General features: G+C 61.1%; 12 protein-coding genes and 1 tRNA gene. 3 read left to right on the top strand and 10 right to left on the bottom strand.

From position 1 onward, the window contains the following. Position 1 precedes the first annotated feature (1 nt). The 8 genes from L9B60_RS06445 to L9B60_RS06410 form a co-directional block, all read right to left on the bottom strand. The gene (locus tag L9B60_RS06445) at positions 2–1,219 is read right to left on the bottom strand and encodes a hypothetical protein (RefSeq protein ID WP_249677358.1); all 1,218 of its coding nucleotides are present in this window, start codon (positions 1,217–1,219) and stop codon (positions 2–4) included. Positions 1,220–1,236: 17 nt separating this feature from the next. After that, positions 1,237–2,445 carry an HlyD family secretion protein gene (locus L9B60_RS06440; protein ID WP_249677356.1) on the bottom strand — a complete coding sequence of 403 codons (1,209 nt, stop codon included), beginning with the start codon at positions 2,443–2,445 and terminating at the stop codon, positions 1,237–1,239. 484 nt (positions 2,446–2,929) lie between these two features. Continuing rightward, positions 2,930–3,151, bottom strand: coding sequence for a hypothetical protein (locus L9B60_RS06435; RefSeq protein WP_249677355.1), 222 nt, complete (start codon positions 3,149–3,151; stop codon positions 2,930–2,932). A 276-nt stretch (positions 3,152–3,427) separates the two neighbouring features. Then, positions 3,428–3,501 (bottom strand) — tRNA-Gly (locus L9B60_RS06430). Between the two features lie 140 nt (positions 3,502–3,641). After that, on the bottom strand, positions 3,642–4,526 hold the full coding sequence (locus tag L9B60_RS06425) for an alpha/beta fold hydrolase (RefSeq protein WP_249677353.1): 885 nt from the start codon (positions 4,524–4,526) through the stop codon (positions 3,642–3,644). 316 nt (positions 4,527–4,842) lie between these two features. Continuing rightward, the gene (locus L9B60_RS06420; RefSeq protein WP_249677352.1) at positions 4,843–5,535 is read right to left on the bottom strand and encodes a 16S rRNA pseudouridine(516) synthase; all 693 of its coding nucleotides are present in this window, start codon (positions 5,533–5,535) and stop codon (positions 4,843–4,845) included. Positions 5,536–5,570: 35 nt separating this feature from the next. Next, entirely contained in the window at positions 5,571–5,792 is a 222-nt protein-coding gene (locus L9B60_RS06415) for a cysteine-rich CWC family protein (RefSeq protein ID WP_249677350.1), read from the bottom strand. After that, complete coding sequence (locus L9B60_RS06410) at positions 5,789–7,279, bottom strand: sensor domain-containing diguanylate cyclase (protein WP_249677348.1); 1,491 nt, start codon at positions 7,277–7,279, stop codon at positions 5,789–5,791. The genes L9B60_RS06415 and L9B60_RS06410 overlap by 4 nt, the downstream gene beginning before the upstream one ends. Before the next feature lie 175 nt (positions 7,280–7,454). On the opposite strand from L9B60_RS06410, the gene L9B60_RS06405 reads away from it, so the two are divergent. Beyond that, positions 7,455–7,889 (top strand): DUF3757 domain-containing protein, encoded by a 435-nt coding sequence (locus L9B60_RS06405; RefSeq protein ID WP_249677346.1) that lies wholly within the window; start codon positions 7,455–7,457, stop codon positions 7,887–7,889. Positions 7,890–8,475: 586 nt separating this feature from the next. Here the strand turns inward: L9B60_RS06405 and dspII are convergent. Continuing rightward, complete coding sequence (gene dspII / locus L9B60_RS06400; protein ID WP_249677344.1) at positions 8,476–9,588, bottom strand: enoyl-CoA hydratase/isomerase DspII; 1,113 nt, start codon at positions 9,586–9,588, stop codon at positions 8,476–8,478. 126 nt (positions 9,589–9,714) lie between these two features. Here dspII and ung point away from each other — a divergent pair, with 126 nt between their 5' ends. Together ung and L9B60_RS06390 are read left to right on the top strand one after the other, a co-directional pair. Further along, positions 9,715–10,410, top strand: coding sequence for a uracil-DNA glycosylase (gene ung / locus L9B60_RS06395; RefSeq protein WP_249677342.1), 696 nt, complete (start codon positions 9,715–9,717; stop codon positions 10,408–10,410). A gap of 133 nt (positions 10,411–10,543) precedes the next feature. Next, the gene (locus tag L9B60_RS06390; RefSeq protein ID WP_249677340.1) at positions 10,544–12,679 is read left to right on the top strand and encodes a S8 family serine peptidase; all 2,136 of its coding nucleotides are present in this window, start codon (positions 10,544–10,546) and stop codon (positions 12,677–12,679) included. Here L9B60_RS06390 and L9B60_RS06385 read toward each other — a convergent pair. Beyond that, on the bottom strand, positions 12,676–13,701 hold the full coding sequence (locus tag L9B60_RS06385; protein ID WP_249677338.1) for a DUF4917 family protein: 1,026 nt from the start codon (positions 13,699–13,701) through the stop codon (positions 12,676–12,678). The two genes, L9B60_RS06390 and L9B60_RS06385, sit on opposite strands and share 4 nt — an antisense overlap. Positions 13,702–13,704 lie beyond the last annotated feature (3 nt).

Below are 13,704 nucleotides of genomic sequence, written 5' to 3'. Positions count from 1 at the left end.
GTCAGTTCGCCTCTTGAGCGCCGGTGAAGGGGTTGACGCCGGTGGCAGCAATGGCCGCCCAGGCCGTGGCGCCCAGGTGAGGCAGGTGGTAATAGAAAAAGTCGTTGTAGGCCGAGTCCGGGCCTATCTTGAGCCCCGTACTGATTTGCGCCTGGGGCGTGGCGAACAGCCAGCCACCCTCGGCCTGTTGTGCCATCAGCACCGGCCACAGTGCAGCCGCCTGGCGGGTGTTGCCGCGCAAACTCGACACGGCGGCCGCCTGGGCGGTGCCTTCGGTCCATAGCCCGTCGGGTTGGCGATTGAAGCCATACCCTGGACCTGAACGGTGGGCCTGGTCGATAAAGGTGAACACTCGCAGCCAATCGGCCGGCGGGTTCTGTACGGCAATCAACGGCCAGATCTGCGCGTCGAGCCCCGAAAGCGTATGTTCGGCCGTGTGCCCATCGGGCAGCGTGCCAATCAGGAAGCGGCCCTCGTCGGGCAGCCACTGGCTGTTCACGAAGCTTCGGGCTATGGCCTCGCGTCGCTGGTTTTCCTTGCTCGGTTGCACCTGGTCCAGGGCGGCCCAGGCAGCCGCCAGGTCGACGTTGTGTTCGGTAGACTTCCAGCCTTGGCGCACCTGGCTGGCCGTGTAGCCGTAATAGCCGCCGATGAAACCTGCCGGTGGCTGGCTGTCGTAGGTGTGCTGCAGCGTCCAGTCGAGTAACCGTTGCGTGGCATTCAGGTAGCGTTCGTCGCTGGTCTGGCGGTAGGCCTCAAGCAACGCCAGGGCGGCCCAGGCCTGGTTGCCGGTGGCGCTGCTGACCTGATAGGCGTCCTGGTTCCAGGCGTTGCGCTCGGTGCTCCAATAGCCGGGCAAGACCATCTTGCCTTCCTTCACGGTACCGGCGGCGTAGGCATTGCGCAGCCGCCCATCGGGGTACTCCGGATCATGTTCGGTAGCGTAGGCCAGGGCGTCGGCGATTCTGCCCGCCGACGCCGGCTTGCCACAGCCATACAAGGCGATGCTGGCCAAGGCGTTGTCGTAGGTGAAGGCAACCCCGCGCAACGCCTGGATGGCCGGCGGTTGGCCGTTGAGCGGTGGGTAGCTGGTCAGTAGCACGGGCCCTGCCGGCAATGCCTGCACCGCGGCGTCGAGGGTGGCGCAGGTCATCTGCGCCAATTGCGGTCGCGCATCGGCGGCATGCACGCAAGCCGTGCCCAGCAACAAGGCGCACATTGCCGTGGCCCCCGGCCTCATCGCGTCACCTCGGCGGTCACCCAATTGCCAGGGTTGCAGGCCATGGCGCGCTGGTTATCGCTGAGGCCAGCATCGAATTCGCCCACCACATACACCGAATTTTGCTCGGCATAGGGGAACGGCACGCTGTAGGTGTTGGCCTTGATGTCGGTGGGGCTGGAGAGCAGTTGTACTACCTTGGCGTCCAGCGGCTGGTCCATGCCGCGGATGCTCACCTTGAGCACGCTGTCACGGTCGATCTTGCTGGCCATGCGTTCCGGGAACACCGCCACCACGTAGCTCTGGCTGCAATTGGTCGCCCGCAATAAGGTGGCCCCGGCCTGTACCAGGGTGCCCTGGGGTGCCACCAGTTCCTGCACGGTACCCGGCGAGTAGGCCACCACGTCGTAGGCCGCCATCATCTTCACGCGGTTCTGTTCGGTCTCGATCAGGTGGTTGAGGTTGTCCAGTTCCTGTTGTTGGGTAGCGCGGTTTTTCGCCTGGTTGGCCAGGCTCAGTTGCAAGGTGGTCATCTGCGCCTTGAGGTCGAACATGCGCAACTGGTCCGGGTCCAGGTAGACCTGCTGGTTGGCGGCGGTGACGTCGCCGTCGTTGATTCGCAGTTGCGAGCGTATCGATTCCGCCGCCCCCTGCAACGACGCCAGTTGCGCCTTGGAGGACGCCACCACCGCCTCGCTCACCGCCCCTTGGCGGAAGAGTTCCAGGTTGCGGTCCACCGTGGCATTGGCGTCTTCCAGGCGGGCGCTGGCCGCGCTGCTCTCGGCTTTGAGCGCCTTTTGCGCATAGAGTTGGCGGGTATGGTAGGCGGTCTGGTATTGGTCGCTGGTTTTTTGCAGCGCGTCGAAAAACTGCTGGTCGTGCTCGGCCTGGCTGCTGAGCGAGGACAATTGCTGTTCCAGGGTCAATCGCCGGGTTTGCAGGGTCAGCAGGGTTTCCTGATTGGCCCGCGGGTTAACGATGGTCGCGATCTCCTGGCCCTTTTCAAAGGTTGCCCCCGGCTTGATGTCCAGCGTACTGACTACCCCATCGATCGGTGTGGTCAGCAATATCACCGGGGCATTCAAAATGGCGCGGGTGGCCGTCGAGGTCATCAGCGGCATAAACAGCGTTGAAAACAGTAGCCACAAGATAAAGACCAATACACCCAGGCCTACCAAGCGTGGCAACAGCGATAACGAAATACCCTTTGCAGTCGTTTCAGCCATCTTTCAGCACTCCAAGGAGCGGCACACATCAACGGCAGGCACGCGCATGTTTCCCGTGGCTGCGATGGGCAGAAGGCAGGTGGCAAAAACGTGAAAGTCAGATGGCTTTTATTGGTTTTAGGGATTGCGCAGGCGTCATGTGCCTGTCTTTTGGAAGCGAACCCAAGGCAGGAAAAAATGGTGCGCTCGAGTTCGAAACTATGTCGGAAGTTATTTATTGTCAACAACCTACGAAGGCTGCTTTTGTGGCGCCTGAATATTGGCTGGGCCGAACAGGCTGACGGAAGGTAATGCGGGGCGTTGAACTTTTTGAAGCCTGTTGTTTTTACAAGGGCTTTTTCGAAGTTTTTTATGTTTGATTTGTTACAAGCGCGCGTTGTTATTTTAGATAAATTGCAAGTGGGTTAAAAAGATTATATGGATCCCTCCTTTGTTAGTGCCAAAGTCTGTATTGGATACAGACTTTAATCGCGCATACGCCGTGTCAGGTGACTTTCTCGTTGCGCAGGGCCGCGATCGAGTGGTTGATGGCATCGGCATTTCGATCAAGCGTCTCCAGTGCGCTGCGCACGTTGTCCGCGATGTCTTGTGCTTCCCAGCGAATCTCCACCCAAAGGGCGAGCTCCTCGACAGCCGCCGCGATGGCGAGCTGGTTTTCGTAGAGCTTGTCCAGAAGGTTGGCGGATAGGTGCCCGTCCTGCTGCATGTGATTACCCTTTTCAGAAGCAAAAAATGAACGCCGTTAAGGTAATGACCGATGGCGCTCGAGATCGTTCTGTGGGATGAGTGAAATGATGGGTAAAGGCCATTAGTGGCTGGCGCTGTGGGCGATGGCTGCCTACATTCGGTCGCAGTTTGATGGCGGCAGTTGGATGAAAAGCGCTCTCAGGATATCTAGAATCGGGAGTGCGGAGGCGCAGGTATGCGCTTTCAGTCAAAGACAAGGGGGCGGGGGGGACGAAGTGCGCGAGAGGAGAAAGGTTGGAGCGGGTGAAGGGAATCGAACCCTCGTTATCAGCTTGGGAAGCTGGAGTAATGCCATTATACGACACCCGCGCTACGCGGTTGACTTTGTACCAGAACTCACCCGGAAACTGAAGCTTTTTCCGCAGCTTACGGGTTTTCACGGCCTGTAGTGCCAGGGCATGCATGGGATGATGCCGTGCAGGGGCTGGCGCTACAGGTCGCGACGCGTTTCAGAATGCCAGCGCATGGTGCCCCTGGATGTGGTGATAGCGCACGCGCTGTTCGCGCTTGGTGGGTTTCAGGAAGTCTTGCAGCGCCTGGCGGGTGTCGCGGCAGGCGGCCTTGTGCTCCATGTCCAGGAAGTGCCCGGTGGCCTGGATGGTGGTGAAGGTGCAATCCTTGACGTGCGGTGCAAACAGGCGTGAGTCGTCGGCCGTGGTGTACTCGTCCCATTCACCGTTCATGAACAACACCGGCACGTTGATTTCCGAGGCAGCAAACAGGGCATTGCCCAGGTTGTGCTCCAGCACTTCGCTGATGTGGAAATGCATCTGCTTGTATTCGTGATCGGCCAGGCTGCTGACATGGCGGTAGTTGAAGCGCTTGAACAGGGACGGCAGGTGTTTGCCGATGGTGTCATTGACCAGGTGCCCCACTTCATGCCGGTTGCAGCGGCCCAAGTGGTGGGCGCCGCGCTCCAGATAGTCGCGCATGGGGCCGTTGACGATGGGCGAAAACGAACTGATCACGGCCCGTTCGACGCGTCGCGGCTTGTGGGCCAATGCCAGCAAGGCACAGGCGCCGCCCCACGAAAAGGACATGATGTGCTCGGCGGCGAAGTGATCGATCAGCTCCAGCAGGATCTGGCCTTCTTCTTCCTTGGTCAACGAGCGTTGGTGAATATTGTGGGGCTTGGATTTGCCCGCGTACGGCTGGTCGTAAAGCACCACGTTGAACTGTGGGTGCAGGTTACGCACGGTCTGGGCAAATGACGCCGTGGTGGCCAACGAGCCGTTGACCAAAATGATGGTCTTCTCAGCGGCATCTGCGCGATAGAACTCCGTGTAAACCCGATACTGACCCTGTATATCCAGCACAGCGATTTCTGGCCTCATGTCATCGACTCCTGGCAAAAATAACGGGTACCCGCGCAATCAACTGTGCACGTGTTTTATGACAGGTAGGCAGATGCCTGGAAGACTTGGCCCATGTCGATCCGAACTGGCTGGTCGACGGGGTGTTGTTATAGGCGGGCGATTTGCCGAGCTCGGTACTTTGAAGGCTGCCGAAGACCGACAAAAGGTTTCTTAGAGTTCGATGATGACTGTCGAGTCACACTTGGACTGACGATTGGATTCAAGCAGGCTCAGCACGAACCTGCAAGGGGGTAAGACACATTGTTCGACAAGTTTCGGCTGAGCGGTCGGCGGGCTAGATCTGCTGAATCTCTTCAGCCGTGAGGGCCCGGTACTGGCCTGGCGCAAGCTGTGGATCCAGTTGCAGTGGACCCATACTCTCACGATGCAGCCGTAACACCTTGTTTTGAAAGTGACCGAACATTCTCTTTACTTGGTGGTAACGCCCTTCGACGATGCTTAAACGCGCCGAATAGTCACCCAGAATGTCCAAGTGGGCCGGCTGGGTGGTCAAATTCTCGAACGCAAAATAAATGCCTTCGCGAAAGGTGTCGGCGTAGTTGGCCAGGATGACCTGCTCGGTTTCGACGTAGTACACCTTCAACAGTTTGGTCTGGGGCTGGGTGAGGCGGCGCGACCATTGGCCATCGTTGGTAATAATCATCAGCCCCGAGGTGTTGTAGTCCAGGCGGCCGGCAATGTGCAGTTCGTGTCGGTCGGGCTCATCGATCAGGTCGAGCACGGTGGGGTGCTGCGGGTCTTGGGTGGCGCTCACGCAGCCCATGGGCTTGTGCAGCATGAAGTAGCGCGCTGGCCGACCGGCCTGTAGGACTTCGCCTGCGCACTCCACCTGGCTGAACTCGCGCACCTCGTGCAACGGGTCGCGCACAATCACCTGGTCGACCCGCACCTGGCCTGCAATCAGCAACAGGCGAACCTGCTTGCGATTGAAACGGGGCAAGTTGCTGAGGAATCGATCGACGCGCATTTCAGGGACGGCTGACGGTTGGGCGGGGTGACATCTTACGGGATTTGCGAGCCCGATGCGCCGGGCAACTGCGCCTGCACCTGGGCGCAGCGCGGGCACAGGCAGCTTTTGTCGCGCAGGTCGGGGGGCAGGGCCAGCAGCACCGCCGGGTCGATGCTCACGCTGTAGCACCAGCAGGGCTGGGTCACGGTTCGCGGGTCGGCCAGGCTGCAGTCGTTGCGGGCGCCGCAGGCGGGGCAAAGGTTACTATCGTTCATGATTCGTAATGGGACCTGGGCTGTTCACTGCAGACGCGGTTGCGGCCACTTTGCTTGGCTCGGTACAAGGCCTTGTCGGCACGGCTGATCAGGTTGTGCAGGGTGTCGTCGGCCTGTAAGCCGGTCTGGCCGATGCTGGTGGTCACGCTCAAGGCCACGCCGTGGTAGTGGAACAGCGACTGTTCGGTTTGCTGGCGGATCTTTTCGGCGATCTGCGCGGCATCACTGGCCTGGGTGCCCTTGAGCAATACAATGAACTCCTCGCCGCCCCAGCGGCAAATGATATCCGACTGGCGCAAGCTGTAGCGTAACACCCGGGCAAAGCCTTGCAGCACCGCGTCACCGGCCAGGTGACCGTGCCCATCGTTCAGCGCCTTGAAATGGTCCAGGTCGAGCAGCAGCGCGCTCAGTGGCTGGTTCTCGCGTTCGGCCTCGTGCAGCGCCTGCGCGGCCAACAGGTCGAAGCCGCGGCGGTTGGGCAGGCCGGTCAGCACGTCGAGGGTGGCCAGGGCTTCGATGCGTTCGCGATAGCGCTGCAATACCTGGTTGAGCAGGTACAGCACCACCAAGGTCACCAGCAGGCAAATCAGCAGGTTCAGGTACAGCGATTGGCGGATATCACCCAAGGCGCTGTCTTCGCGCTTGTCGACGAACAGGTACCAGTTGAGTTCGGGAATAAAGCGTACGTTGAGAAAATGCCCGTGACCATTGGCGCTGTACTCATAGTTGCCGCCGCTGGGGTTTGGCATTTTGTGCAGCAGGTCCTCAAGGCCCGGCAGGGTGTGCAGCGAAGTACCGCTGCGGGCGCCTTGGGGGCCGCCTTCGGCACCGGTGAGCATCACCCGGCCGCCCTTGTCGACGAAGTACACGCTGCGTTGGTAGCGCTGTTGATAGGTGTCGATCAGCTTGATCACTGCATCCACGGTCAGGCCCACGCCGGCCGCGCCAATGAAACGGTCCTGATAGTCGAACACTTTGTAATTGATGAAAAACGTCAGGCTGTCGTGGTTCGCCATGTCGACATCGACGTTGATCTCGTAGGGCGCTTGCATGTCCCTTACGCGGAAATACCACACGTCCCGCGGCTCGTCGGGCGCCACTTTTTTCAGCACGCCCTTGGCCTGGTAATAGGTCAGGGTGGTATTGGAAACGAAGAAGGCGGTGTAGGCGCCGTAATGGCTCATCACTTCCTTGAGGTATCGCGTCATTTGCTCCGGGTCGCGCTCGCCCCCCACGACCCAATCGCGCATGAACGTGTCGCGCGACATCATCGAGGAAATCAGGATCGGCCTGACCAGGTCTTTCTGGATTTCCGAGTAGACGGTATCGGAGGTCAGCGGTAGCTCGGTGTTGACGATGTTGTCGCGGATGGAGCTACGTGATGCGAAATAGCTCAGTAGAGAAGTCGCCAGGAAGCCGCAGCCCAGCAACGCGATCAGCGTCAGCACCAGGGAGCGTTGGGAAAACGGTGCGAAGCGAAGCGGCATGGGCAATCCGTTGGCAGATGTCGGCCCGTTCAATTCTAGTGGCTTTGGCCTCGCTCATGTAAGAAATCAGCCTACAGGCCTGGCCGTTTGAGGTGGGGCACGGCCTGGGCAATCATCGTTGCATCACTTGGCACCGACCGCGGTGCTTGCCATGCAAACGAAGAAGGACACCCCTATGCGTACCAAAATCATGTTTGGATTACTTGCCGTGCTGGGCACTGGCACTGCCTGGGCACAGGGCCAGGAGTACTGCCCGGCCACTGACGCGATTAGCCAGGTAGGCGCGACCTACAGCGCTCCAACCGCCGATGGCGAAGGCCAGTGGTATGGTGTGGCCGCGGCGGGTGCCGGCCAGGTGCAGGCGTTCACCGAGGGTGTGTTTCGCGCCCATGAAACCAGCAGCAAAGGCGTGGTGCACGGTGAAATTCTGCGTTGCAGTTACACCCTGCAAGGTGGCAGCAGCCTGGACATGAGGTTCAAGCAGCCGGGCACGCTGGTAAGCATCGACGATACGCAAGGCTGGGAACAATGGCACACGCAGTATTTCTGCGAAAATCCGGAAGCCACGGCGTGCCGGTTTACCGAACTGAAGCGGCCAGCACGTGGCTGACCCAGACCTCGCTCGGTGACTGATCTGTTACAAAATTATACAGGGCGGCACTTAAACCGGATCTCGCAGTCTTAAGTAATGTCGAGAAGCGTATGGCTTGTCGACGCCAACCAGCGCCGCTGGTTAGAGCCGCCTAGCGGTCCAGGAGGCCGCCATGTATAGACAGTATCGAAAACTTTTGCTGATAGTTTTGCTGAGTTTGACGACCACCGCCTGTGTTTACGGAGGCCCCGATTACTATCCCAGCCGAACCTATGTAGCCGAGGCGCCCTACACGCCTTACTACGGCTACGGCACCACGATCTACAGCGGGACTTATTACTCGGCACCGCGCGCCTACTACGCGCCCCGCGCCTATTACGCACCGTCGCCGCGTTACTACCGCCCACCACCACCCGGCTATGGACCGCCACGGGGTAACTGGGGTGGCCCACCCCACGGGCCTGGCCCGGGTTACCGCCCTGGTTACCGGCCGGGGCCAGGGCACTACGGGCCAGACCGCAATCACGACGGTCGGCCGGACCACGGGCGGCGTTGAACCGCTCGCTTGAAAAAAGGCGCCTCCAGCAGGCGCCTTTTTTTTAGGTCAGTATTGCAACAGGTCGGCCAAGGGGTGCCTGCCCTCCCAGGCCTTGCTGAAGTGCGCCTCGATCACGGCGCTTGGAATGTGCGAAACATCCGGCCAATGCCAGTGCGGTTTCTGATCCTTATCAATCAGCCGGGCACGTACCCCTTCGCTGAACTCGGGGTGGCGGCAACAGTTCAGGCTCATGCTGTATTCCATCTGCAGCACTTGCGCCAACGACAGCAGCTTGGCGCGGTGGATCTGCTCCCATACCAGGTGGGCGGTCAGCGGGCAGCCCTCGCTCAGGGTGTGCGCGGCGCGGCTCAGCAGTGGGTCGGCATGGCCGCGCAAATGGCTGATGGCCCGCCAGGCGCAGGCGACATCGCTGACGTCCAGCAGACTGTCGATTTGCTGGCGCCGAGGTAGCCACTGCGGCTCTGGCAGGTCGGCGATGGCTTCCTGCTGCAGGGCCTTGAGCAGGCTGTTGAGCTGCATGGGCGTCTGCTCCTGCCAGTTCAGTTGCAGCAGGCCATCGATCAGCGCCTCCTGTTGATCATCGCGCATGAACCGGTCGGCCAGGTCCAGGTCCAGGGCATCGCGGGCGTTGATGTGCGCACCGGTCAAACCCAGGAACAAGCCCAGCTTGCCTGGCAGGCGGGCAAGAAACCAACTGGCGCCCACATCCGGGTACAGGCCGATGCTGATCTCGGGCATGGCCAGGCGCGAGCTGGGGGTGACGATGCGAATGTTCGCGCCTTGCAACAGGCCCATGCCGCCGCCCAACACATAACCGTGGCCCCAGCAGATCAGCGGCTTGGCATAGGTGTGCAGTTGGTAGTCCAGGCGGTACTCGGCGGCAAAGAAGGCGGCGGCCAGGGGCGGAACTTCGCCGGGGTGGGCGCGGCAGGCCTCGACCAGGCTGCGCACGTCGCCGCCAGCGCAAAATGACTTGCTGCCATTGCCGCGCAGCAGCACGCAAACGATTTGAGGTTCCAGCGCCCAGGCATCCAATTGCGTGCTCAGCGCTTCGATCATGGGCAATGACAGGGCATTGAGGGATTTCTCGGCATTCAGGGTCGCGATACCAATGCGCGCGCCGTCTACACCGGTGAGTTCTTCGAATTGCAGATTCATTCTGACCTCTACTGAACAGATCCTGACAGTATGGTTGCTGTCGTGGTTTGTGCGGGTTACCGGTCGGATTGATTGACAAGCGCGGGCGGCTTTCCTAGTGTCCGCGCATTGTTTCGCAGGTGACCCATGAGCACAGACCACGACCGTATCAAACTTGAGCCCAGTTGGAAGCAGGCCTTGAGTGCCGAATTCGACCAGCCCTACATGGCCCAACTGCGCGAATTCCTGCGTCAGGAGCACGCGGCAGGCAAGGAAATCTACCCGCCAGGCCCGTTGATTTTCAATGCCCTGAACCTGACGCCGCTGGACCAGGTAAAGGTGGTGATCCTCGGCCAAGACCCCTACCACGGCCCGGGCCAGGCGCACGGCCTGTGTTTTTCGGTGCAGCCGGGCATCGCCACGCCGCCGTCACTGGCCAATATCTACAAAGAACTCAAGCGTGACCTGAACATCGACATCGCCACCCATGGTTGCCTGCAACATTGGGCCGAGCAGGGCGTATTGCTGCTTAACACCACCATGACCGTGGAGCGCGCCAACGCCGCCTCCCACGCCAAAAAGGGCTGGGAACATTTCACCGACCGGGTCATCCAGCTCGTCAGCGAGCACCAGGGCAGCACGGTATTTTTGCTGTGGGGTGCACATGCCCAGAGCAAGCAGAAACTGATCGATGCCAGCAAGCACCTGGTGCTGACCTCGGTGCACCCCTCGCCGCTGTCGGCCTACCGTGGCTTCATCGGCAACGGGCATTTCAGCCGCACCAACAAGTTCTTGCAGCAAAACGGCATGACGCCGATCGACTGGAAATTGCCCGCGGCTTAGGTGTAGGAAGTAGCTGAAAGCTGCGTCCTACCTGAGATGTGGGATGGTTCTGGTTTTCTCTCAGTGGCTAGGAATGGCCCCTGTTCCTTGAAATCATGCTCGCCGGAAATGGACGTGCGAGTGGCGATTCAAGATGAAAATACCCCGAGGATTCTGGCTGGCTATCGGTGCCGTGGTCATCAGCCTGATGCCGGCCAGCGGCGCGACGAGCGATTGGCCTGGCGATCCCCTGTTCGATCGCCAGGGCTACCTGCACGCGCTCAATATTCCGATGGTCTGGCAACACTTCACCGGCCGGGGCGTGCGCATCGGCCAGTTCGAAGCGCATAGCACCGATATCAAGGCGGTGTTTGATTATCGTCATCCAGACCTTGCGGCCAACATCGATCCCGCATGGCAGGCCAGCAGCAGCCCCTGGCTTTTCCCCAGCCGTTTCAACAGCGACCGGCACGTCGAGCATGCCACTGCGGTGGCCGGGGTCATGGCGGCGGCGCGCAATGGCCAGGGTGTGGTGGGGGTTGCCTACGATGCGACGTTGGGCGGGCACTGGCTCAAGCGTGACCTGTCCTCACTGCGCTACCTGCAACGCTACGACGTGGCCAATCTCAGTTGGGGCAGCGAAAAACGCTTCGGTCTTTGGTTGAAGATGCCCATGGTCGGGGCAGTGCCTCGCGAATACAGCCAGGCCCTGAGCGAGGGCCGTGGCGGTTTGGGTACCGTCATCGTCATGTCCGCTGGCAACGAGCGCCAGCAAGGCGGCAACGCCAACTATTCGAACCTGAGCAACATGCGCGGCAACATCATGGTGGCGGCCAGTTGCTCGAGCGCCCTGGCGGCCCGATGTGCCAGCAGCGGGTTCTCCAACCCCGGTGCCAACCTGCTGGTCAGTGCGCCGGGCGTGGGCATCATGACCACCAGCCAGGCGGCGGAGCACTATCGTGAGCACAGCGGCACCAGCCTCGCCGCACCCATGGTCAGTGGTGTGGCGGCATTGATGCTGCAAGCAAACCCGGCCCTGGGCTACCGCGACGTGCAGGACATCCTGGCAATGACCGCCCGACGGGTCAGCGACCCCTCCAGCACCTGGCAAATCAATGGTAGCCATGAGTGGAATGGCGGCGGCATGCACGTCAGCCACGACTACGGCTACGGTGAGGTCGATGCCCTGGCGGCTGTGCGGCTGGCGCAACACTGGCCGACGACTCAACGTTTTGGCGACGAGGCCCTGTTGCAAGAGGCCCTGGCCAGCCGCCGGCAAAACCTCGCGATCCCTGACAATGATCCCCAAGGCATTGCGTACCGCATGACATTGCTCAATGCCCGCCTGCGCGTCGAACACGTGCAGGTGCGTGTCGAGCTTGAGCATGAGCGCGCCGGTGATCTGGTCGTGACCCTGGTTTCACCCAAGGGTACCCGTTCGGTATTGATCGACCGGCCAGGCAGGCCGCCCGCCAAACCCGACGACCTGGGCGACCTGCATTTCGCTCGAAAACAGCGCCTGGACTTCACCTTCAGCACGGCGTTGCTACGCGGCGAACCTGCGGCCGGGCAGTGGGAGTTGCACGTCAGTGACCGGGCCGCCGGCAAGATCGGCCAACTGCGGGGCTGGAGCCTGAATGCGTTTGGTCGGGTGGAAAACACTAACGATCACTACGTGTACACCAACGAATTCGCCGAGCAGTCCCGCGAGGTGGGGCGCCAACGGCTCGAGGATCGCAACGGTGGTATCGACACCTTGAACGCAGCAGCCATCAGCAGCGCGAGCCTGGTCGACTTGAGCACCGGGCAGGCGCGGCTGGCGGGTGCGGATTTGACGGTGGTGAGCCCGGAGCAGATTGAACACCTGATTGGCGGTGATTATGCCGATGTGCTGATCGGTAACGCCGCAGACAATGTGCTGGTCGGCGGCAAGGCCGATGACCTTCTGCAAGGCGGCGATGGTGACGACACCCTGCTCGGAGGCACTGGCAACGACCGTTTGAGCGGCGGCCGGGGCCGTGACACCTTTGTGATTGCGGCAGCCGCGCAGCAGGGTGACACGCTGCTGGACTTCACCCCGGGTGAAGACCGATTGCTGTTCACAGGTTTTGCCGCGCATTCCCCAATCGAATGGCTGGACCGTGGGCAAGACACACTGGTCAAGCTGCCCGGCGAGCAGTTCCTACTGCTCAGGGGCGTCGCCGCCGACACGCTGTCTGCAGACGATTGGGCCTGGCGTGAAGGCGCGGTGACGCTGGACTTACTGGCGGGCAAGGTCGACCTGGGTTAGCGCCGACGCTTGGCAGCCGCTGGCTTGACCACCGGCACGTTCAACGATGGGCTGCCCAGCGGGTGGGTGGTGGCATTGAAGAACGACAGCTGCGTGCCGTGGGCCGCGAACAACTGGCTGAAGTAATGCTTCTGGCTGATGACCCACGCGTCGCTGAGCGGGAAGATCGAGATCGCCAGTTGTTGTATGCCGGCTTGCACGATGGCTTCCAGTAGGTGCCGGTCTTGTTTGCCCAGGCTGTGGCCAAACAGGCACAGCGGCCCTTGGTGGTTGGCCAGTTGGGCGTGGCACCAACTCAGGTAGTCGGAGTTTCGAATGGCACGCAGCTTGTCGGCGAGCTGGCCTTCATTGACAAACAAGGGTACCTCGCCCGGCTGGTTGATGGCGAAACCATCCAGCAGTGCACTGGCGCTGGCTGCGCGCTGGAACGTGGTGCCGTCAGCTTGTTTGATCAGGTGCAGGCCACCATGCAAATGCAACAGCCGGGTGCCAGGGGCGCGGGTATGGCAGGCATCGAAACCGGTGTCCACGTCGAACAGTTCGGCGAAGCCCTCGGGCGCCTGTTGCACGGCCCAGTGGGCGAGCAGGTCGTAGTTGGTCGAATACACCGTGGTGTAGGCACGCAAGGCTGCGTTGATCTGCAGCATCGACGCGGCTGGCAGCAGCTTCCAGGGGATGTGCACGCTGCGCATGGCGTGGATCAACGCTTCCTTGATCGCGTAATAGCGATTGAGCGGCGAGGATGAGCTGATTGCCAACGCGGCGTTGACCCGCACTGTGGTGTTCAGCGAGCCAAGTACCTGTTCGAAGTTTTGCGTGGCCATGGACTTGAACAAGGCCAGGTCCGTTTGCCCCAGGGGCTTGTTGCGCACGGTTTGCGCCTGCTCGAACAGTGAGTCGTAGGCAAAGCTGCGCCACACGGCGCGGCTGGCGCCGTTGCCCAGCAGCAGGCCGCTGCAGGCGGTGGCCAGGGGCAGGTCCGGCCAGGCCGCGAGGCTGGCGTCGAGGGCGTCAAGTTCCATGGT

The sequence above is a fragment of the Pseudomonas abieticivorans genome, from assembly GCF_023509015.1.
Classification (GTDB): domain Bacteria; phylum Pseudomonadota; class Gammaproteobacteria; order Pseudomonadales; family Pseudomonadaceae; genus Aquipseudomonas; species Aquipseudomonas abieticivorans.
Note: the sequence above shows the minus strand (reverse complement) of the source record. Positions and strands in the feature narration are given on the sequence as shown.